This is a genomic window from Rhizobium laguerreae (genome assembly GCF_002008165.1).
GTDB lineage: Bacteria > Pseudomonadota > Alphaproteobacteria > Rhizobiales > Rhizobiaceae > Rhizobium > Rhizobium laguerreae.
In genome coordinates, this window is record NZ_MRDM01000011.1 from 462,166 (window position 1) to 483,293 (window position 21,128).

The 21,128-nt window shown below is 61.6% G+C and carries 16 protein-coding genes; 7 read left to right on the forward strand and 9 right to left on the reverse strand.

What is annotated here, in order from left to right:
* The first annotated feature begins 71 nt into the window (after positions 1 to 71).
* From BS630_RS14725 to BS630_RS14755, 7 genes are all read left to right on the forward strand, one after another.
* On the forward strand, positions 72 to 506 hold the full coding sequence (locus BS630_RS14725; protein ID WP_017965993.1) for a DUF2852 domain-containing protein: 435 nt from the start codon (positions 72 to 74) through the stop codon (positions 504 to 506).
* A gap of 107 nt (positions 507 to 613) precedes the next feature.
* On the forward strand, positions 614 to 1,372 hold the full coding sequence (locus tag BS630_RS14730) for a M48 family metallopeptidase (RefSeq protein ID WP_077978038.1): 759 nt from the start codon (positions 614 to 616) through the stop codon (positions 1,370 to 1,372).
* Positions 1,373 to 1,550: 178 nt separating this feature from the next.
* Positions 1,551 to 2,219, forward strand: a complete 669-nt coding sequence (locus tag BS630_RS14735; protein WP_077978091.1) for a phosphoribosylanthranilate isomerase — start codon at positions 1,551 to 1,553, stop codon at positions 2,217 to 2,219.
* Positions 2,220 to 2,221: 2 nt separating this feature from the next.
* Positions 2,222 to 3,442: a tryptophan synthase subunit beta gene (trpB, locus tag BS630_RS14740; protein ID WP_077978039.1), complete on the forward strand. Its 1,221-nt coding sequence runs from the start codon at positions 2,222 to 2,224 to the stop codon at positions 3,440 to 3,442.
* 3 nt (positions 3,443 to 3,445) lie between these two features.
* Positions 3,446 to 4,285 (forward strand): tryptophan synthase subunit alpha, encoded by an 840-nt coding sequence (trpA, locus tag BS630_RS14745; RefSeq protein ID WP_029874599.1) that lies wholly within the window; start codon positions 3,446 to 3,448, stop codon positions 4,283 to 4,285.
* Positions 4,286 to 4,324: 39 nt separating this feature from the next.
* On the forward strand, positions 4,325 to 5,230 hold the full coding sequence (accD, locus tag BS630_RS14750; RefSeq protein WP_065281695.1) for an acetyl-CoA carboxylase, carboxyltransferase subunit beta: 906 nt from the start codon (positions 4,325 to 4,327) through the stop codon (positions 5,228 to 5,230).
* A gap of 27 nt (positions 5,231 to 5,257) precedes the next feature.
* On the forward strand, positions 5,258 to 6,610 hold the full coding sequence (locus tag BS630_RS14755; RefSeq protein ID WP_170268982.1) for a bifunctional folylpolyglutamate synthase/dihydrofolate synthase: 1,353 nt from the start codon (positions 5,258 to 5,260) through the stop codon (positions 6,608 to 6,610).
* Positions 6,611 to 6,682: 72 nt separating this feature from the next.
* On the opposite strand, the gene trxA is transcribed toward BS630_RS14755, so the two are convergent.
* The 9 genes from trxA to BS630_RS14800 form a co-directional block, all read right to left on the reverse strand.
* A complete protein-coding gene (trxA, locus tag BS630_RS14760; protein WP_003544118.1) occupies positions 6,683 to 7,003 on the reverse strand; it encodes a thioredoxin in 321 nt (106 codons plus the stop codon).
* A gap of 75 nt (positions 7,004 to 7,078) precedes the next feature.
* Positions 7,079 to 10,630 (reverse strand): double-strand break repair helicase AddA, encoded by a 3,552-nt coding sequence (gene addA / locus BS630_RS14765; RefSeq protein ID WP_077978041.1) that lies wholly within the window; start codon positions 10,628 to 10,630, stop codon positions 7,079 to 7,081.
* On the reverse strand, positions 10,623 to 13,814 hold the full coding sequence (gene addB / locus BS630_RS14770) for a double-strand break repair protein AddB (RefSeq protein ID WP_077978042.1): 3,192 nt from the start codon (positions 13,812 to 13,814) through the stop codon (positions 10,623 to 10,625). The genes addA and addB overlap by 8 nt, the downstream gene beginning before the upstream one ends.
* 3 nt (positions 13,815 to 13,817) lie before the next feature.
* Positions 13,818 to 14,549, reverse strand: a complete 732-nt coding sequence (locus BS630_RS14775; RefSeq protein ID WP_077978043.1) for a nucleotidyltransferase family protein — start codon at positions 14,547 to 14,549, stop codon at positions 13,818 to 13,820.
* Positions 14,550 to 14,562: 13 nt separating this feature from the next.
* Positions 14,563 to 16,080: a tRNA (adenosine(37)-N6)-threonylcarbamoyltransferase complex ATPase subunit type 1 TsaE gene (tsaE, locus tag BS630_RS14780; RefSeq protein WP_077978044.1), complete on the reverse strand. Its 1,518-nt coding sequence runs from the start codon at positions 16,078 to 16,080 to the stop codon at positions 14,563 to 14,565.
* Complete coding sequence (locus BS630_RS14785) at positions 16,077 to 18,662, reverse strand: sensor histidine kinase (protein WP_077978045.1); 2,586 nt, start codon at positions 18,660 to 18,662, stop codon at positions 16,077 to 16,079. The genes tsaE and BS630_RS14785 overlap by 4 nt, the downstream gene beginning before the upstream one ends.
* A 203-nt stretch (positions 18,663 to 18,865) precedes the next feature.
* The gene (gene ahcY / locus BS630_RS14790) at positions 18,866 to 20,266 is read right to left on the reverse strand and encodes an adenosylhomocysteinase (RefSeq protein WP_077978046.1); all 1,401 of its coding nucleotides are present in this window, start codon (positions 20,264 to 20,266) and stop codon (positions 18,866 to 18,868) included.
* A gap of 158 nt (positions 20,267 to 20,424) precedes the next feature.
* Positions 20,425 to 20,700 carry an HPr family phosphocarrier protein gene (locus tag BS630_RS14795; protein ID WP_003544133.1) on the reverse strand — a complete coding sequence of 92 codons (276 nt, stop codon included), beginning with the start codon at positions 20,698 to 20,700 and terminating at the stop codon, positions 20,425 to 20,427.
* Between the two features lie 9 nt (positions 20,701 to 20,709).
* Positions 20,710 to 21,111, reverse strand: a complete 402-nt coding sequence (locus BS630_RS14800; protein ID WP_003544139.1) for a PTS sugar transporter subunit IIA — start codon at positions 21,109 to 21,111, stop codon at positions 20,710 to 20,712.
* Positions 21,112 to 21,128: the final 17 nt, after the last annotated feature.

Here is a 21,128-nt window from a genome sequence, read left to right on the forward strand (position 1 = left end):
TATTGTGGTAACCACATCGATTTCAGCGTTCGGTATTCTGCCGGGCGCGGAAAGCGAGGGATACCCGCACGATGAACCAGTCAGCATTGCTTCGACCGGATTGGACTCCGGCTACCATTGCCCTGATGATTCTCGGCTTCATGGTTTTCTGGCCCCTGGGTCTTGCCATGCTTGCCTACATCATCTTCGGCGACCGTCTGCGCGGCTTCAAGCGTGACGTCAACCAGGCGACCGATGGCTTCTTTGCCTCCTGCCGCCGCCCGCATGGCCGTCACCGCCCGCATTTTTCGACCGGCAACGTCGCCTTTGACGACTGGCGCAAGGCCGAACTCGACCGCATCGAGGAAGAGCGCCGCAAGCTTGACGAAATGCGCGAGGAATTCGACTCCTATCTTCGCGAGCTCCGCCGCGCCAAGGATCAGGAAGAGTTCGACCGCTTCATGCGCGACCGCAGGAACGCCAAGCGCGATGACAACGGCCCGGTCGCTGAATATCAGACGCCGTAAACGCCTGAACAATGAATTGATGACCGGCATCTCCCGATGCCGGTTTTTCCATGTCTGCCCTTCCGGCGATCATTTAGATTTGCCGGCGAATCGTATAGAAAACACGCATGTTCTCGCTTCTGAAAACAAGGTCGAAGGCGCGAAAGCCGGCTCCGCCCGAAATGCGGACGCTCGATGTCGCCGGCCGGCTCATGCCGCTGACGATCAAGCAGCATGACCGGGCGACACGCATCACGCTGCGCATCGAACCGGGCGGTCGCGCCTTGAAGATGACGGTGCCGAAAGGCCTTGCGGCGCGTGAGGTCAATGCCTTCCTCGATCGTCACCAGGGCTGGCTGCTCACCAAGCTTGCTAAGTTTTCGACCGATACCGGCCTGCGTGATGGCGGCGAGATCCTCCTTCGCGGCGTTTCTCACCGCATCCAGCATAGCGGCAGCTTGCGCGGGCTGACGGAGGTGGTTTCCACAGGCGGCATCCCGGTGCTGCGCGTCAGCGGCATGCCGGAACATGTCGGACGGCGCATTGCGGCTTTTCTCAAGAAGGAGGCGCGCGCCGATCTCGCAAGACTGGCGACGATGCATGCCGTAACGATCCGGGCGCCGATCCGTTCGATCTCGATGAAGGATACCCGTAGCCGCTGGGGCTCCTGTTCGTCGGAGGGAAATCTGAGCTTTTCCTGGCGTATCGTCATGGCGCCGCCGTCGGTGATCGATTATCTCGCCGCCCATGAGGTCGCCCACCTCAAGGAAATGAATCACGGCCCGCACTTCTGGGCCCTCTGTGGCAAACTTTGCCCCGGTATGGACGAGGCGAAATCCTGGCTCAAGCGGCATGGCAGCCAGTTGCATGCCATCGATTTCGACTAGCGCGTAACCCCGAAAATCGGAATCGATTTTTCGGAAAGCATTATGCGCAGATTTAAAGTGATAGAGCGTCCTTAGCGCGTCCTTTGGATGCGCGGCGCTCTAGCCGAGAGCCGCGCTAAATTCAGTGTTCGTCGCAAATTGGCTCGACTCTTTCCGCATTTCGTGTCACTTCGCTGCCATGAGACCGGATATCAAGATCTGTGGTTTGAAGACGCCTGAGGCTGTCGATCGTGCGCTGAAACGCGGCGCGACCCATATCGGTTTTATCTTCTTCGAAAAGAGCCCGCGCTATATCGAGCCGGACCTGGCGGCAAAACTGGCCGAACCTGCGCGCGGCAAGGCGAAGATCGTCGCCGTCGTCGTCGATCCGACCAATGACGAACTCGACGAGATCGTATCGTTGTTGAAGCCGGATATGCTCCAGCTTCATGGTAACGAGAGCCCTGAACATGTGCTGACCATAAAGGCGCTCTATGGTCTGCCTGTGATGAAGGTCTTTTCGGTCCGCACGGCAGACGACCTGAAGCGCGTCGAGGCCTATATCGGCATCGCCGACCATTTCCTCTTCGACGCCAAAGCGCCGAAGGGTTCGGAACTGCCTGGCGGCAACGGTATTTCCTTCGATTGGAGCCTTCTCAGCTGGCTTGACGGCAGCGTCGATTACATGCTTTCCGGCGGGCTGAACAAGGACAATGTCGCCGAGGCGCTTTTCATCACCAAGGCACCGGGTATCGACGTCTCCTCGGGAGTCGAAACTGCGCCTGGCGTGAAGAGCGTCGCGAAGATCGATGAATTTTTTGACGCGGTCGAAAAGGCGAATGCGCCGATGATGGCCTCAGGGAGTTGAGAGTGAACGAGACGCCTAAACCGAATTCCTTCCGTTCCGGCCCCGATGAAGATGGCCGTTTCGGCATCTATGGCGGTCGTTTCGTGGCCGAAACATTGATGCCGTTGATCCTTGATCTGCAGGACGAGTGGAACAGGGCAAAGAACGATCCGGCGTTCCAGGCCGAATTGAAGCATCTCGGCGCGCATTATATCGGCCGCCCGAGCCCGCTCTATTTCGCCGAGCGGCTGACGGCCGAACTCGGCGGCGCCAAGATCTATTTCAAGCGCGAAGAGCTGAACCACACCGGCTCGCACAAGATCAACAACTGCATCGGCCAGATCCTGCTCGCCAAGCGCATGGGCAAGACCCGCATCATCGCCGAAACCGGTGCCGGACAGCACGGCGTCGCCTCCGCAACCGTTGCCGCCCGCTTTGGCCTTCCCTGCGTCGTCTATATGGGCGCCACCGACGTCGAGCGTCAGGCGCCGAATGTTTTCCGCATGAAGCTGCTCGGCGCGGAAGTCAAGCCGGTCACGGCGGGCAGCGGCACGCTGAAGGACGCCATGAACGAGGCACTTCGCGACTGGGTCACCAATGTCGAGGATACCTATTACCTGATCGGAACGGCAGCCGGTCCGCATCCCTATCCGGAGATGGTCCGTGATTTCCAGTCGGTGATCGGCATCGAAGCGAAAGAGCAGATGCTGGTAGCCGAAGGCCGTCTTCCGGATCTGGTCATCGCTGCCGTCGGCGGCGGCTCGAACGCCATCGGCATTTTCCATCCTTTCCTGGATGATCCCACTGTCAAGATGGTCGGCGTCGAAGCCGGCGGCAAGGGTCTGCAGGGCGACGAACATTGCGCCTCGATCACTGCCGGTTCGCCGGGCGTGCTGCACGGCAACCGCACCTATCTGCTGCAGGATGGCGACGGTCAGATCAAGGAAGGCCATTCGATTTCGGCCGGTCTCGATTATCCTGGCATCGGCCCCGAACATTCCTGGCTGAACGATACCGGCCGCGTCGACTATGTGCCGATCATGGATCACGAAGCGCTCGAGGCTTTCCAGACCTTGACCCGCCTCGAAGGCATCATCCCTGCGCTCGAGCCCTCGCACGCGATTGCCGAGGTGATCAAACGCGCACCGACGATGGGCAAGGACGAGATCATCCTGATGAACCTCTCCGGCCGCGGCGACAAGGATATCTTCACCGTCGGCAAGATTCTGGGAATGGGACTGTAAGACATGACCGCACGCATGGACAAACGCTTTGCCGAGCTGAAGGCCGAGGGCCGTCCGGCGCTTGTGACCTATTTCATGGGCGGCGATCCCGATTACGACACCTCGCTCGGCATCATGAAGGCGCTGCCGGAGGCAGGCTCCGACATCATCGAGCTTGGCATGCCCTTTTCCGACCCGATGGCCGACGGCCCGGCGATCCAGCTGGCCGGTCAGCGGGCGCTGAAAGGCGGCCAGACGCTGAAGAAGACGCTGCAGCTGGCGGCCGATTTCCGCAAGACCAATGATGCGACGCCGATCGTGATGATGGGTTACTACAACCCGATCTATATTTACGGCGTCGAGAAATTCCTCGACGACGCGCTCGCCGCCGGCATCGACGGCCTGATCGTTGTCGACCTGCCGCCTGAGATGGATGACGAGCTCTGCATTCCGGCGATCCGCAAAGGCATCAATTTCATCCGCCTGGCGACGCCGACGACCGATGAGAAGCGCCTGCCGAAGGTCCTGAAGAACACTTCAGGCTTCGTCTACTACGTCTCGATGAACGGCATCACCGGTTCGGCGCTGCCTGATCCGTCGCTGGTTTCGGGCGCGGTCGAGCGCATCAAGCAGCACACCAAGCTGCCCGTCTGCGTCGGCTTCGGCGTCAAGACGGCGGAGCATGCAAAGGTCATCGGCGGTTCGGCCGACGGCGTCGTCGTCGGCACCGCGATCGTCAATCAGGTCGCGACCAGCTTGACGCATGACGGAAAGGCAACGGCAGACACCGTTCAGGCGGTTGCCACGCTGGTGCGCGGCCTTTCCACGGGAACACGTTCGGCGCGCCTTGTTGCTGCCGAATAGTTTGCGCACATTGAAAAAAGTCTATCAGGAGTATTCGAGTTGAACTGGATCACCAACTACGTTCGCCCGCGGATCAATTCCATGCTGGGCCGTCGCGAAGTGCCGGAGAATCTCTGGATCAAGTGCCCGGAAACGGGCGAGATGGTCTTCCACAAGGACCTGGAAGGCAACAAATGGGTCATTCCGGCGTCTGGTTATCACATGAAGATGCCGGCCAAGGCGCGCCTGACCGATCTTTTCGACAATGGCGAGTTCGAATCGCTGCCGCAGCCGAAGGTCGCGCAGGACCCGCTGAAGTTCCGCGATTCGAAGAAATATAGCGATCGCCTGCGCGACAGCCGCCTGAAAACCGAACAAGAGGATACGATCCTCGCCGGTGTCGGAAAGGTGCAGGGACTGAAACTCGTGGCCGTTGTGCACGAATTCAACTTTATCGGCGGTTCGCTCGGCATGGCCGCCGGCGAGGCAATCGTCAAGGCTTTCGAGCGTGCGACGTCTGAAAAGTGCCCGCTGGTGATGTTCCCCGCTTCCGGCGGTGCGCGCATGCAGGAAGGCATCCTGTCGCTGATGCAGTTGCCGCGCACGACGGTTGCCGTCGACATGCTGAAGGAATCCGGCCAGCCCTATATCGTCGTGCTGACCAACCCGACGACGGGTGGCGTCACGGCCTCCTATGCCATGCTTGGCGATATTCATCTGGCTGAACCCGGCGCCGAAATCGGCTTTGCCGGCAAGCGCGTGATCGAGCAGACCCTGCGTGAAAAACTGCCCGAAGGCTTCCAGACCGCCGAATACCTGCTGGAGCATGGTATGGTCGATATGGTCGTCAAGCGTCACGATATTCCGGAAACGCTGGCGCGCCTCTTGAAGATCCTGACGAAGAAGCCGGTTTCTGCGGCGAACGACATGAATGGCGGCGCCATTGCTCTGGCGGCGAGCGCCTGATAACCGACAAACAGGCGGGGTGCCGAATTGATACCCAGAGGCCAAACCGCAGTGAGTGAGGCAGCACAGGAGATCGACAAGCTCATGGGATTGCATCCCAAGGGTTTTGATCTGTCTCTCGATCGCATCACCCGTCTTCTTGATGTGCTCGGCAATCCGCATAGGAAATTGCCGCCGGTGATCCATGTCGCCGGCACCAACGGCAAAGGGTCGGTCACCGCCTTCTGCCGCGCTTTGCTCGAAGCCGGCGGCTACAGCGCCCATGTCCACACCTCGCCGCATCTCGTCAATTGGCACGAGCGTTATCGCATCGGCGTCAAGGGCGGACGCGGACAGCTTGTCGACGACGCCGTCTTTGCCGGGGCCGTGCGTCGCGTGGCCGATGCCAATGCAGGACAGCACATCACCGTCTTCGAAATTCTGACGGCGGTCACCTTCATCCTGTTTTCCGAACATCCGGCCGATGCCGCGATCATCGAAGTCGGTCTCGGCGGCCGGTTCGACGCCACCAATGTCATTTCCAATCCGGCCGTCTCGGTGATCATGCCGATCTCGCTGGATCACCAACCCTATCTCGGCGACAGGGTCGAGCTGATCGCGGCCGAAAAGGCCGGCATCATGAAGCCGGGATTTCCCGTCGTCATCGGCCATCAGGAATATGACGCAGCGCTCGACGTGCTGATGTCGACGGCCGAACGGCTGCATTGCCCGAGCGCCGTCTTCGGGCAGGATTTCATGGCGCATGAGGAATATGGCCGGCTCGTATACCAGGACGAGTTCGGGCTTGCCGACCTGCCGCTACCGCGCCTTCCCGGCCGCCATCAATATGCCAATGCTGCCGCTGCCATTCGTGCCGTCAAGGCGGCGGGTTTCACCGTCACCGAGACGATGATGGAAAAGGCGATGAGTTCGGTCGAATGGCCGGGCCGGCTACAGCGCCTGAGCGAGGGCCGGCTGCTGCCGCATGCACCCGCCGGCGCCGAGATCTGGATCGATGGCGGGCATAATCCCGGTGCCGGCGAAGTGATCGCCGAAGCCATGGCCACTTTCGAGGAGCGCCAGTCTCGGCCGCTTTTTCTGATTATCGGCATGATCAACACCAAGGATCCGGTCGGTTATTTCAAGGCCTTTGCCGGCTTGGTCGAGAAGGTTTTCTGCGTGCCGATCCGCGGCAGCGAAGCGATGGTCGACCCGGTGATATTGTCGAATGCCGCTTATGATGCCGGCTTGGTTGCCGAACCGATGTCGACGGTCGGCGATGCGCTGGAAGCGATAAAAGCCGTCGCCGACCCGGAGGCATTGCCGCCGCGCATCCTGGTCGGCGGCTCTCTCTATCTTGTCGGCGACGTGCTTGCCGACAACGGCACGCCGCCAAAATGAAGGCTGCGAAATGAAAAAAGCCCGGTCGAGCCGGGCTTTTTCGTCAATGTGATATAAATTCGTCGATATTAATCAGGCAGCGCTCGAAATCCAGTTCGAAAGAGCCGTCTTCGGCTTTGCGCCGACCGAGATATCGGCAACTTCGCCGCCCTTGAAGATTGCAAGGGTCGGAATGGAGCGCACACCGAACTGTGCAGCGAGTTCCGGGTTCTCATCGATATTCAGCTTGGCGACCTTGACCTTGCCTTCCATCTCGACGGCGATTTCTTCGAGGCTCGGAGCAATCATCTTGCACGGGCCGCACCATTCGGCCCAGAAATCGACGACGACGGGTTCTGCGGATTCCAGAACTTCCGACTGGAAGTTATTGATATCGACTTTCACGGTAGCCATGGGCTGCTCCTTTAACGGAATTGGGTGTTGAACCACATGTGATGGTGCGGTGCCGAACTTTCAATGTCCGGTATTTCACTTTGTCTTGACCGCTGCAAGCGCCAAACCGAGCGCCTTTTCGCTCAGCGTGTAGAGCGAAGCGTTCTCGGTATAGACAAGCATGCAATCGATACGCTTATCAGGATAGAGCGGCGCCAGGATCTCGCGATAGATCGCCAGCTGTGCCCGGTGCGCGAAGGGGATAGCTTCTTCTGTTGCCGGCGGTACCCGATTGGTCTTGTAGTCGAGAATGACGACGCGATCGGCAAGAACGGCAAGCCGGTCGATGCGGCCGGAGACGGCATAGCGCCGGTCTTCGAGCGTCAATGTTCCCATGATCGAGACTTCGGGCTGGGCCTGCGCACCGAGAACAGCCTGCAGGCCTTCCTCGTCCAATAGTTTCAGAACCGAATCGACAAGCTTGCGCCGTTCGGCTTCCGGCCAGAATCGGGCCGCCCTGTCGGCATAACGGCTCGCCGCGTCAGGCCGTTCGCCAAGTGGAATTTCGGGAAGCGCCTGCAGCATGCGATGGATCAGCCTGCCCTTTTGCAGCGAACGATCGCTGCGCTCCTTTTCGCCGAACAGCGGCGAGACAACCAGCAGACCGCCCTCATCTTCATCGATGATCGTCCCGGCGCCGGAAGGACTGAGTGGCCGGGGCAGCTCAGCCTGCGGCGGCAATGGCCGCAACAGACCGTCGGGCAAGGTCTCCTCGCTGCCGCGCTCTTCAGTGCTATCGGTGCGCTCGAAGCGTCGTTCCACCCGCGGCACGCGCCATTTGACGCCCGGCCATTCCCCATCGGGACCGGAGAATGTGGTCGCCTCCACATGCGGATGGTCGTCGCGCAGGGCCGTCGAGATCATCATATGCCAGGTGTCGTTATTCACACGCACGCCACGATAGCCGCAGACGACCAGCCGGTCGGCGGCGCGCGTCATAGCGACATAGAGCAACCGGCGGTATTCCTCTTCCGCCAGCATCTGGATACGTGCGGCATCGTCCTGGGTCAGCGAATTGGCCAGATCGGAGACAGGAACCCAGACGGGCATCGGTGGTGCGTCGGGGCTGGTCTCGATCAGGCGAAGCTTCGGCAGATGGGTATGGGTGAAGGCCTTCGAACCGCCGTCGACAAGAAAAACGATCGGTGCTTCAAGACCCTTGGAGGCATGCACCGTCATGATCCGCACCTCGTTGCGCCCCTTGTCCTGCTCGCGCTTCATTACCGGGGCTTCGAGCTCCAGCGTCGAGATGAAGGATTGCAGCCCGGGAAGGCCGGAGCTCTCATGGTCGAGCGTGAAGGTCAGGAATTCGTCGAGAATATCGCTGACTTCGGTGCCGAGACGGGCAAGGAATTGCCGCCGCCCGCCATAGTTGCCCAGCACGCGCGCATAGAAATCATGGACCGACAGGCTCCTGGACTGCCGGAGAAACAGCTCCAGCCTCTCGACGGCAGCGCGGAAACGTTCGGTGCCGTCGGCGGCGAAGCTTTTGAGATGGCTCCAGACGCTTTGATTGTCGCCGCGCAACGCGGCGATCGCAAAGATGTCGTCCTCCGAGAGATCGAAAAGCGGGCTCTTCAGCACGGCGGCGAGCGAAAGATCGTCTTCCGGCAGAAGCAGGAAACGGCCGAGCGCCAGCAGATCCTGCACGGCGATATGGCTGGTCAGCACCAGCCTGTCCGCACCGGCGACGGGAATATCGCCGCGGCGCTTCAACGCGCGTGTCAACGCATTGACGAAGGCGTCGCGCTTGCGCACCAGCACCAGGATGTCGCCCGCCTCGATCAGGCGCTCCTTGCCTTTGTCGACGATCGTTTCCCGGCCAACGAGCGTGCCGATCGAATGGGCGATCCGCCGCGCGAGGATCGCGGCCGGCGCGCTTTCCGGCGTCGCATCGAAGGGCGCCGTCCAGTCCTCCTCCTTCACCACCGCTTCCGGCGCAACCATTTCCCAGAGATCGACGGCGCCGGGATGTCCGATGCGGCTTGAACGATGCACGACCGGTTCGCCGAGCGCGCTGAGGCCGCGCGCATTCTCGGCTGTCTTGAAAATGTGGTCAACCGCCTCGAGTACGTCTGAGGTCGAGCGGAACGACAGTGGCAGCCGCACGGAGGAAAAACTCTGCCCGCTATCGGAAACGCGCCGCCGCGTCCGGTCGCTCTCTTCGGAAAAACGCTCGGGCCGCGCCCCCTGGAAGGAATAGATCGACTGCTTTTCGTCGCCGACGGCAAACAGCGTGCGCACGATCGGCCGGGCGCTTTCGCCGGAGAAGAAATCTTCGGCGAGCGACTGGATGACACTCCACTGGATCGGGCTGGTATCCTGCGCCTCGTCGACGAGGATATGATCGATGCCGCGGTCGAGCTTGTAGTGGATCCAGGGGCCGACGCCACTTTTTGTCAGGAGGTCGGCGGTGCGGGTGATCAGGTCCTCGAAATCGAGCTGGCTGCGCTGCTTCTTCAACTCCTCATAGTCGTGATTCAGCCGATCGGCGAGCACCAGCGCTGCATGCGTGGCGCCGTACATCCGCATCAGCTTCAGCCGGTCGCGGCTTGCTGCGACATGCGCGCGGGCAATGGCGATGGCCTCCGCCAGACGCGGTGCCTCGGCAAGCATGGCCTTGACGAAAAATTGCGAGTCGGCCTTGGGCTCGCCCTTCACGGTCAGAAAGATCTTCTCGAGAAATTGCGCACGCCTTGCGTCATCGCGCTCCCGCCCGGCGAGCCTGAGGCCGTAAGCAACTTCCTGCGCCTTCGCGCCGCCCTTCTGGTCGGCAAGCGAGAGATAGAGCTCCAGCGTGCTGCCCGAAAGCTCCGGCAAAGGCCAATATTGCGCCGCGATCCTGTCTTCCGTGTCGCCGACGGCAAGGCCGAGCCTTTTGCGCAGAACCATTTCCACACCGCCCTGCTGTTCGGCCGTCGCGGTGAAACGACGAATGGCATTGCGGTTGGCGACGATGTCGCCGAGCAGGTTCTCCAGCCCGGATTCGTCGCCGAGATTGAGCACGTAGGCGAATGCCTCGGCAAGGGCGCTGTCTTCGTCAGGCGCCGTTGCCGTCAGCAGCGCCCGGCGCGCATCGGAAAGCAGCGCCACCGCCGCGCGATCGTCGAGAACTGAGAAATGGCCGGCAACGTTGGCCTCCAGCGGGAACTGATGCAGCAGTGCCTCGCAAAAGGCATGGATCGTCTGGATCTTCAGTCCGCCGGGCGTCTCCAGCGCCTTGGCAAACAGCCGACGAGCCTCGGCAAGCTTCAGTCCGTCGGGAGCCACGCCTTCGATCTGCGTGATGCGGCGGCCGAGGTCTTCATCGTCAAGCACCACCCATTCCGCCAGCCGTTCGAAAACGCGGTTCGACATTTCCGACGCCGCAGCCTTGGTGTAGGTGAGGCATAAAATGGCGGAGGGCCGCGCGCCTGATAGCAGCAGCCGGATGACGCGCTGCGTCAGCACATGCGTCTTGCCGGAACCGGCATTGGCCGAGACCCATGCCGACCGCAACGGATCGGAGGCTATCGCCTGCTGGATTGTCGTCCAGCCGATCCAGGCGCCCGGATCGTCATCGTTGGGAAGGGCGGTCACATCACTCATCGCCGCCCTCTTCGGTTTCGGCCGTCGACCATTCGGAGACGCGGGCGAGATGATCATAATCGCCGCCGAAATCGAACTGCTGGGCCGGGATCAGCCGCGAGGTAAAGCCTCTTTCGCTGGATTGCAGCAACCCCACGAATTTGACCAGCTGGTCGATCGATTCAGCGGCGAGATCCATCGCCGATTTGGCCTTGTCGCTGCGTGCAGAGCTCTCGTTGTTGACGGTATCGACTTGAAAGCGGCTTCCCGGTCGCAGACGCACATAGAGAAGGTCCTGCGGCACGAGGCTGCCGGCATCGCGAAAAGCGCCAGCGCTCAAGGCCGCTGCTTCAAGTGCCAGCTGCGGATCGAGAAGCACGCGTGCCTGCGCCGGCGAGGGATTGTAGCCGGTCTTGTAGTCGATGATATCGGCCGAGTGTGGTCCGGTGACGTCGATCCGGTCTGCGACGCCGGTGAGCCGGATATTGATCGGCTCCAGTTCCATGCCGCCTCGCACTTCCGTCAACGTTTTCAGGATGCCATGTCGCCGTCCGGCCTCCCATTCGAGGAAGACGCGGGCGACTGCGCGAAAACGCGGCCGCCACACGGCATCGATATGCGGCGGCAACTTTTCCATGTCGAAAAGCTCGGAAAGGACGTGCTCCATCGCCGCTGCCGCATCCGGCGTGCCGGCGATATGGGCTTCGCGGATGAAACGGTCGATGATCTTGTGGTAGAGCGTCCCGCGTTCGGCCGCACCCGGGTCGCGATTGAACGGGTCGACGGGGTCGAGCCGCAGGATGCGACGGGCATAGATGGCATAGGGATCTCGGCGCAGCCGGCCGACTTCGCTGAAGGAATAGGATTTCGGCTGCAGCGCCAGCGGCGGTTTCGGCGAGGGTCGTTGCGCCGGCGCCTGACTGTCGCCCCGATCGATGAGAGCGGTCCACTGCAGGAAACGATTGCCGCGTCCCTTCAATTCTGCTTCGAACGCCTCTCCGCCGAGCGCCAGCAGCCGCTGCAGCCAACGTGAGGCAACGGTCGGCGTCGAGCCCTGGCGCAGCGCGCGCGAATAGATCAGATGACGTGTGCCGTTTGCCATCTCGAAGTCATGTGCCAGCTGGCCGATGCGCCGCTCCGGCGGCTCGAGGCCGATTTCCGTCTTCATCATGCGCGGAATGAAGGGATTGTTGGCGGTCTGTCCCGGCCAGGTGCCTTCGTTCAGGCCGCCGAGGATCAACGTATCGACGCTCTGCAGGCGGGCTTCCAGCGTGCCGAAGATGAAAAGCCTCGGATGGCTGAGCGCCCGTGGCTTCACCGCATGACCGGCGGCGAGTGCTGCCATGATGTCGATCCATTGCGGTCCGTCGGCCTCCATCTGGCCGTCCGTGTCGATCACTTCACCGAGCAGGGCGGCGAGGGCATCTCCCGCTTCGTTCGACCAGAGATCGGCGAGATTGCCTTGCGGATCGACCGCGACCGCTTCAAGCGAACGGCCGGTGCGTTCCGCCCATTCGGACAATGTGAAGCGCGCTGTTCTTCCGCGATCTTCCGGCCGGTCCCGCATCAACGCCGAAGCCAGAGGCTCGGTCGCCCGTGTGACCCGCCGGGCAAGGTCGTATGCGGCGTCGGCGGCCTCAGGCGAAAGCGCTTTTCGCCATTGCGGCGCGTGCCTGTCCAGGGCCTGTTCGGCAAGTTGGTGCGTGAGCAGCGGTTCCAGCGTACTGATATCCACCTCTGCCACGCCGCCGCGCAGTGCCAGCAGCTCGAGCGCCTCGGTAGCGGAAATCAAGGCGCCGCGCTCCAGGCCGAAGCGGGCAAGCGGATGTTTGAGCAGCGAGACGATGGCCACCGGATCGCCCGGCCGCAGCGCTGCCTCCAGCAGCAATTGCAGCAAGGTACCCTGCGGCATGGCCAAAAGCGGTGTGCCCGCCGAATCGTCTGCGAGGATGCCGAAGCGGGAAAGCTCGGCCATCACCCGCCGCGCGAGATTGCGGTCCGGAGTGATGAGTGCTGCCCGGCTCTCGCTGTCCTGTCCCGGCCTCTCCAACGCAAGCCGGAGCGCGATGGCAATTGCGGTTGCTTCCTCACGCTCATTGGCGGCTTCAATCAGCGAAATGTCAGAGAAGGCCGAAGACAGCGCGCCTGCCGGCAGGTCGTTTTTCCACGCTCCCCAGTCGCTGGTCGCCTCCGCTGGAGCAAGTGCCCGCGACAGGATTTCGGCACGTCGCTCAAGATCGGCCTCCGGTCTGTCGAGCAGCGTGACGTCGGCCCGCGTCAGCTTCAGCCGCTTGAGCAGAGACGACAGACCATATTGCGGATGGCTCCGGCTTGCCGGATTGGCATGTTGGCCTGGCGCCGGTTCCGGCGCGACCATCTGCCAGTGCCTTTCGGGCATGGAGAGATCCAGACCCGGAAGCACGATTACGCCTTCCGGCAGATGGGCGACGGCGGCAATGAGATCGGCGGTGGCGGGAACGGAACCCGTCGAACCGGCGATGATGATCGGCCCGGCGGGTTTCGTTGCCGAAAGCCGGCTTGCTTCGGCCCGGAGAATGGCGTTTCTGTGCCGCGCCGGCGAGGATTTGCCGAGCTCGGACAGCCGCTCGGGCCAGAAGGCGCTGGCGATCTGCAGGAACTCCGCCGTCAACTGCCACCAGGCGGCATAATCGCCAGTATCGAGTTTCGACAGCTCCGACCAGTCGAGATCCTCGGTCTCGATGGAATCGATCAGCTCCGCAAGGTTGCGGGCGAGCCAGATCGCATCGGCCGGGCTTGCCGGCGCGACCAGCGGCGAGTCCGAGTGAATGTGGCGGACGATCTCCGGCAGCTTGTTTCGCCAGGCGAGGATCAGACGCGCAAGCTCCAGCAGACGGGCGGTATTCGACAGCGGCTGAGCGAGATCGATCGTTGCCGGCAGCGCCTCGTCGAAATAGCCGCTATCGTCATCGGTTTCACCGAGCGGGCGGATGACGGGGAGGATCGCCGAGCGGCCGCCGAGCAGGTCGACGAATTCGGACCGCAGCACACGCACGGCGCGCCGGGTCGGCAGGTAGATCGTTACCTTGGCAAGCGATAGCGGATCATTGGTGTCGTGCCGGAAAATCGGCGTCAATCGGCCGTCGCAAAGTGTCGTCGCCAGCGTTTTCAGGAAGGAGAGGCCCGCCGGGATCGTCAGGATGCGTGGCTGGTGCCGCTCTGCCATGGCTTACGCAAACGTCCGCAATCGCCGGATCGTTTCCTCCGCCTCGCCGATCGCCTCGGGCGTGCCGACCGTCAGCCAATGGCCTTCGAGCACCATGCCGAAAAGCCGTCCACGCGCGATCGCCTTGTCGAAATAGATATTGAGGTTGAAGGCATCCTTCGGCGCATCGTCGAACAGCGACGGGTTCATGGCAATCGCGCCGGCATAGACGACGGGATTGGACGGATCGTCGCGATAACGCGTCAGCCGGCCATCGGCCGCAAGACTGAAGTCGTTCTTGCCATTGTGACCCGTCGTATCCTCGATCTCGACGCAAAGCAGCGCCATGTCCATGCGCTCGACATCGAAGAATCCGGCTAAGCGTTCCAGGTTCGTCGGCCGCCCCGGCTGTTCGCCGATCCAGAAGAGATCGGCGTTCATGACGAAGATATTGTCGCGGCTAAGCAGCCTCAACCCCTTCGCCAGGCCGCCGCCGGAATTCATCAGTGCGTCCCGCTCGTCTGATATGACGATGTCGAGGCCGTGATAATTCCCGAGATGTTCGAGCATCTGGTCGGCGTGGTGGTGAACGTTGACGACGGCGCGTTCGATGCCGGCTGCGACCAGCGAATCCAGCGCGTAGTCGATCATCGGCTTGCCGTCGATTTTCACCAGCGGCTTCGGGATGGTATCGGTGATCGGGCGCATGCGGGTTCCGAGACCCGCGGCCAGTACCATGGCTTGTCTGATGGTCATTCTGATCCGGAACTTATGATTCGCTCTGGCCTATTCCAGCCCTTGCGCACCAATCGCGCAAGGGGGCAAGCGTTTCATGCTCGAGCGCGACGTGCAGATAGGAAAGCGTGCGCGGCATATGTTTCAGATAGCCCGGCTTGCCATCGCGCTGCAACAGTCGCACCCAGAGGCCGGCAAGCTTGCAGTTGCGCTGCGCCGACATGATCGCCCAGGCCTTCATAAATCCGGCTTCGTCGAAACCGCGCTCTGCGCGGCGAAGCGTCAGATAATCATCCATCAGCTGCCGGAAGAGGTCCGGCTCGATCGTTACGCGCGCATCCTGGACGATCGAGGTAAGATCATAGGCCGTTGGTCCGATCATCGCGTCCTGGAAATCGATGAGGCCGATCTTGCGAATACCGCTTTCATGTTCGCGCCAGATGATGTTCGGCGAGTGGAAGTCGCGCAGCAGCAGGTTCTTCTCGGCCGTTGCGAGCTCGTCGATGAGCGCGTCCCAGATCGCCAGATATTCCGCCCGTTCGGCTTCCGTTGCAGGTGCGCCCTGGCGCTTCCAGGGCAGGTGCCAGTCGAGCACCAGCCGCACCTCCATCTTCATCGCCGTGCGGTCGAAATCAGGAATATGATGGACATGCCCCTTTCCAACGGGGATGTCCTGCGGAAATTTCAGGGCGTGCAGTCTGGCCAGGCAGGCAACGCTTTCGCGATAGCGTTCGACAACCGGCTGTCCGTGGGCATCCAGCACGCCTTCGCTGCCAAGATCTTCGATCAGCAGGATACCCTTGTCATAATCCACCTTGTAGACTTCGGGCGCCGCAAAACCGTCCTTGCGCAGCGCATCGGCGATCGCCACGAAGGGATAAGCGTTTTCGGCGAGATGCGCGACTTTCGGATAGGGTTTGCCGTCGAGAACCGGCGGGCCTTCAGCAAGCGGCGGCCAGTCCATCAGGATGATGCGTCGGTTCCCGGCCTTCGGATAGATCGCCTCATAGGCGCGCAGCGAGGCATCACCGGTCAGGAATCGGCGTCTCGCTTCGGGATAACCTGCATCGTCAAGGAAATCGCGGATCGCCAGGACGCGGTGGATGCGTGTATTTTGCGCGCCAGCAGCTTTGATCGTCGCCCGCCGGCCGCTGCCTTCATGCGCCAGCGTCAGGGTGATTCGCTCCGCGGGCAGTTCGCTCTTCGCCATCTCCGGCCATTCGACGAGACAGATGCCGTTCTGCAGGGCCTCCTCGAAGCCAAGCTCCGTCAGTTCGGCAGGATCGCCGAGCCGGTAGAGATCGAAATGCGAAACGGCGATGCGCAGATCATAGGATTGCACCAGCGTGAAGGTCGGGCTCGGAACCTCGAGCCCCTCGTCATCGGCCATGGCGCGCAGGATCGCCCGGGCGAGCGAGGATTTCCCCGCGCCGAGATCGCCGGAAAGGGCAAGGCAATCGCCGGCCTTCAGGGCCAGCGCCAGGTCCTCACCGAGGCGGATGGTGGCCGCCTCGTCTTTCAGGAAAAGCGAGATCGCATCGCTGGTCGTCATTCGGCGGCAGCTGAATGCGGTACATCGACCGAGGGGATACGGCAGACGACGGTCGTCCCCTTGCCCGGCTCGCTGTCGATCGTCACATCGCCATGATGCAGACTGACGAAGCTGTCGACGATCGAGAGACCGAGGCCGGCGCCGCCGCGTTTGCCGCTTTTCGCTCCCGTGGCAAAACGATCGAAGACGGTCGCGATCATGTCGGGTGAGATGCCGGGGCCGCGATCACTGACGGCGAAGACGAAATCCGTGCCTTCGCGATGGCATTCCAGCGAGATCGACGTGCCTTCGGGCGAGAAATTCGCCGCATTGGACAGAAGCTTCAGAAGGATCTGTTTCAGCCGCTGCGGATCGGCAACGATCGAGCCGAGATAGGCAGGAGCGGTGATTTCAAGTGCGACGCCGCTTTCGTGGAGCCGATCGGCGATCTGCATCGAGACGTCGTCGAGCAGGCCGTTGAGATCGATATCCGCATAATTGAGGCGCATGATGCCGGCATCGACGGTCGCAAGGTCGAGAATATCGTTGACGAGCGTCAGGAGAACCGAGGACGAGGTCGAGATGTGGTCGATATATTCGGCCTGCCGTTCGGTAAGCGGCCCGACGCCCGGTGTGCGCAGGAGATCGGTGAAGCCGATAATGTTGGTCAGTGGCGAACGTAGTTCATAGGAAACGTGCTGGACGAAGTCGTTCTTCAGCTCGTCGGCCTTGCGCAACGCTTCGTTCTTCTCGGTCAGCGCGCGCTCGGCGCGCACGCTGTCCGTCATGTTGACGAAGGTCAGCATGGTCTGGGCGTTCGGCAGCGGGATGACGGCATAGTCGAGCACGAGGCCGGAGAAGAGTTCCAGCGTTCCCTGGCCCGAGCGGCGTTCGTCGTCGAAGCTGGTGATCAGTTCCGCGAAGGTCTTCCAGCCGTCCGGCCGGTCATAGGACGGGGCGCAGGCCTCGCCCAGCGCACGGATATGGGTGCCGGGCTTGGCTTCGGTTTCGGTGATCCCCCAAAGCGCGCGAAAGGCCGGGTTGGAAAGGCGGATGCGTCCATCAGGACCGAACACCGCCACACCTTCGGAAAGATGGTCGATCGTTTCGCCCTGCACCTTGACCAGCGTGTTGTAGCGCGTTTCGAGATCGACCTGCTCGGTCAGGTTTTCGAACACCCAGGTGGCGCCGCCCTGCGGATGGGCGGTCGCAAAGACCCGCAACGTCTGCCCGTTCGGCAGGTGCCAGAGATCCGTTTGCGTGTCGAGCGCGCGATAAACGGAAAGCGCGGCGTCCTTCCAGCTTTTCCAGTTGAGCTGGTCCGGCAACTTCTTGGCTGCGCGCAGCCGCTCGAGCAACTCGCTATTGTCCGGCCGGCCTTCGAGGAAGGCGATATCCAGTTCCCAGAGCGCGACGAAGGCCTGATTGTAGAATTGCAGCCGGCGCTCGCCGTCGAAGATGGCAACCGGCGTGGCGAGATGGTCGAGCGTTTCGGCATGGCTCTTCAGCGTCCGTTCCAGCTCGGCGCGCACTGCCTCTATGTCGGATACATCGATCGCGATGCCGGCCGAACCGCCGGGAACCCTGACGTCGACGACGTCGAAGAATGTCCGATTGCCGCGAACGACGGTCGAGATCTTGTCGTGGAAGGGCGATTCCGGCGTCGTCGTGGCGCGAATGCGTTCGCGCGCGACGGTCGTCAGCATCTCGTGGCCTTCATTGATCGCCTGCTGCGGTGATCGCGCTTCGACCGCCTCGCCATAAGCCTGGTTGACCCAGGTGAGGCGGCCCACCGGGTCGCGCTGCCAGGCCGGCATGTCGATCGCGTCGAGCATGGTCTGGAAGGCCGAGATCGAGGTCATCAGCCGGTCGCGCTCAATCCTGAGCTCTGCGAGCTCGGCGCGCAGATTGTTGAGCGCCACGAAACGGACGAAGGCACGCCCGCCGGAAACCCGGCCCTGCGCCTCGAGGATCTCGTCGCGGATGGTTTCGACCACCATGTCGAAGCTCTGCGCCTCGTCGCGCAGCCGGTCGATCGCCTTTTCCAGCTCGGAAGCCGAACGTGACTTCAGCCACAGGCCGAAGGCCAGGAATTCGCCGTCTTGCGGCGCGCCGGTCTCGGGCGGAAGCTGGCCGAGCAGTTCGGGCCGCGCATTGCCGTCCCAGATGACGATCCGCCGGTTCTTGTCGGCGATCAGAGCCTGGTATTGCGAAATGCGCTGCTGGGCATCGGAGAGCGCCGAGCGGATTTCCCGGCTCTCGTTTTCCAGGTTGCCGCGCTGGCGCACCAGCCACAGCGTCGACAGCAGGGCTGCCGATATGACGCCGATGACGACGGAAACACCGATCACCTGCGAGGATGTGAAGAGGTGAGCCGAGGCCGCCGCCTGCTGCTCCGCCTGTGCCAGAGCCGGCCGCGCCAGGGTGGCGAGCGCCGTCCCGGCCGCGCAGCTTTTCAGGAAGCGCGCCAATGGTCCGTGCTCTTGCTTTACGGCCTCGTGCGCCGTTGCAGATTGATATCCTTGGCCTGCCATGAGCGGGCGGCGATCGGCGCGAACGCCATCATCCGCCTGACCGGGCAGGCTGCTTTTCATTTCCGACATCCGCGGTATGTCTCCGTCCTTCAATGTGCCGCATTACGACAAGACATCCCATTTTCGCAGCGGTCGGACAGGGTCCTGCGCCACGAATCAAGTCTTAAAACAATACTTCGGAAGGGAATCTGCGGGAAGGGAGCGTCCAAAAAATAAGCCGCGGCATTTGTCAATGCCGCGGCTTCTACATCTTGTGGATACTAACGATCAAATCAATATCTGTAGTGGTCGGACTTGAACGGGCCCTTCGGCGAGACGCCGATATAGGCAGCCTGTTCCTCAGAAAGCTCGGTCAGCTTCACGCCGAGCTTGTCGAGATGCAGGCGTGCGACCTTCTCGTCGAGATGCTTCGGCAGGATATAGACCTGGTTGGAATACTGGTCGGGCTTGGTGAAGAGCTCGATCTGCGCCAGCGTCTGGTTGGTGAACGAAGCCGACATCACGAAGGACGGATGGCCGGTGGCGTTGCCGAGGTTGAGCAGACGGCCTTCGGAAAGAAGGATGATGCGATTGCCCTTGGGGAATTCGATCAGGTCGACCTGCGGCTTGACGTTGGTCCACTTGAGATTGCGCAATGCAGCGACTTCGATTTCGTTGTCGAAGTGACCGATATTGCCGACGATCGCCATATCCTTCATCGCCCGCATATGGTCGATGCGGATGACGTCCTTGTTGCCGGTGGTGGTGATGAAGATATCGGCCGAGGAAACGACGTCCTCGAGCAGAACGACTTCGTAACCGTCCATCGCAGCCTGCAATGCGCAGATCGGATCGGCTTCGGTCACCTTGACGCGGGCGCCGGCGCCGGAGAGCGAAGCGGCAGAACCCTTGCCGACGTCGCCGTATCCGCAGACGACGGCAACCTTGCCGGCCATCATGACATCGGTGCCGCGGCGGATGCCGTCGACCAGCGATTCCTTGCAGCCATACTTGTTGTCGAATTTCGACTTGGTGACCGAGTCGTTGACGTTGATTGCCGGGAAGGGCAGCAGGCCCTTCTGGCTGAGCTGGTAAAGGCGGTTGACGCCGGTCGTCGTTTCCTCGGTGACGCCCTTGATCGCGTCGCGCTGCTTGGTGAACCAGCCAGGCGAAGCGGCAAGGCGCTTCTTGATCTGTGCGAAGAGGATTTCCTCTTCTTCGGAATGCGGATGAGTGAGCACGTCCTCGCCGGCTTCTGCGCGGGCGCCAAGCAGGATATACATGGTGGCGTCGCCGCCGTCATCGAGGATCATGTTGGAAAGGCCGCCATCGGCCCACTGGAAGATCTTGTCGGTGTAGACCCAGTAATCTTCGAGCGATTCGCCCTTGATGGCGAAGACAGGTACGCCGGAAGCGGCGATCGCGGCAGCGGCATGATCCTGCGTCGAGAAGATGTTGCACGAGGCCCAGCGGACTTCGGCGCCGAGCGCGACCAACGTCTCGATGAGCACGGCCGTCTGAATAGTCATGTGCAGCGAGCCGGTGATGCGCGCGCCCTTCAGCGGCTTTGTCTGGCCGAATTCGGTGCGGCAGGACATCAGCCCCGGCATTTCGGTTTCGGCGATCGTAATTTCCTTGCGGCCGAAATCCGCAAGCCCGATATCGGCGACGACATAATCTTTTTCAGTGCTCATAGAGGCCTCCAGGCTGAAAAACGTCTCAAAATTGGCGCAGGCGCGAAGGATGACCCACGTGCAAGCGCACGGCATGTCCGCCGTTTAGCAGGCTTCGCCGGTGATGGCAATAAGGATATAAAGAAGTCTTTATATGTTTATATGAACTCGATCGGAGCTCACATCTCCTCGCCGAACCTGTTCTGGATCAGCTGGTCCAGCGCCTCCAGCGCTTCCTCGGCCTGGCTGCCGCTTGCCGAGACGACGACGCTCGAGCCGGGGCTTGCCGCAAGCATCATCAGGCCCATGATGGAGGTACCGCCGACCGTCATTCCGTCCTTGGAAACGGTGATGGCGGCATCGAAGGTCTCGACCATCTGCACGAATTTGGCGGAAGCGCGCGCGTGAAGACCGCGCTTGTTGATGATAAGGAGTTCCCGGGAGAGCGACGTCATGAATGCCCGTTATTTTCCGCTGAGCACACGGCTGGCGACGTTGATATATTTCCGCCCGGCTTCGGAGGCCTCCACCAGCGCCTTCTCCATGTTGTTCTCGCCGCGCACCCCGGCAAGCTTGATCAACATCGGCAGGTTGACGCCGGCAATGACCTCGGTATGGCCGCTGCTCATGACTGATATGGCAAGATTGGACGGTGTGCCGCCGAACATGTCGGTCAGGATGACGACGCCGTGGCCATCATCAGCACCGGAAACGGCTTCCAGAATGTCCTGCCGTCTCTGGTCCATGTCGTCTTCGGGGCCAATACAGACCGTCTCGATGAATTTCTGAGGACCGACGACGTGCTCGACAGCATGACGAAACTCTTCAGCCAGCTTGCCATGAGTGACAAGCACAAGTCCGATCATGATATTACTGCTCCCAT

What these genes read in the sequence shown, in the direction of transcription:
- BS630_RS14725 (WP_017965993.1), top strand. Translation starts at nt 72, where the DNA reads ATGAACCAGTCAGCATTGCTTCGACCGGATTGGACTCCGGCTACCATT.
- BS630_RS14730 (WP_077978038.1), top strand. Translation starts at nt 614, where the DNA reads ATGTTCTCGCTTCTGAAAACAAGGTCGAAGGCGCGAAAGCCGGCTCCG.
- BS630_RS14735 (WP_077978091.1), top strand. Translation starts at nt 1,551, where the DNA reads ATGAGACCGGATATCAAGATCTGTGGTTTGAAGACGCCTGAGGCTGTC.
- trpA (WP_029874599.1), top strand. Translation starts at nt 3,446, where the DNA reads ATGACCGCACGCATGGACAAACGCTTTGCCGAGCTGAAGGCCGAGGGC.
- trxA (WP_003544118.1), bottom strand. Translation starts at nt 7,003, where the DNA reads ATGGCTACCGTGAAAGTCGATATCAATAACTTCCAGTCGGAAGTTCTG.
- addA (WP_077978041.1), bottom strand. Translation starts at nt 10,630, where the DNA reads ATGAGTGATGTGACCGCCCTTCCCAACGATGACGATCCGGGCGCCTGG.
- addB (WP_077978042.1), bottom strand. Translation starts at nt 13,814, where the DNA reads ATGGCAGAGCGGCACCAGCCACGCATCCTGACGATCCCGGCGGGCCTC.
- BS630_RS14775 (WP_077978043.1), bottom strand. Translation starts at nt 14,549, where the DNA reads ATGACCATCAGACAAGCCATGGTACTGGCCGCGGGTCTCGGAACCCGC.
- tsaE (WP_077978044.1), bottom strand. Translation starts at nt 16,080, where the DNA reads ATGACGACCAGCGATGCGATCTCGCTTTTCCTGAAAGACGAGGCGGCC.
- BS630_RS14785 (WP_077978045.1), bottom strand. Translation starts at nt 18,662, where the DNA reads ATGTCGGAAATGAAAAGCAGCCTGCCCGGTCAGGCGGATGATGGCGTT.
- ahcY (WP_077978046.1), bottom strand. Translation starts at nt 20,266, where the DNA reads ATGAGCACTGAAAAAGATTATGTCGTCGCCGATATCGGGCTTGCGGAT.
- BS630_RS14795 (WP_003544133.1), bottom strand. Translation starts at nt 20,700, where the DNA reads ATGACGTCGCTCTCCCGGGAACTCCTTATCATCAACAAGCGCGGTCTT.
- BS630_RS14800 (WP_003544139.1), bottom strand. Translation starts at nt 21,111, where the DNA reads ATGATCGGACTTGTGCTTGTCACTCATGGCAAGCTGGCTGAAGAGTTT.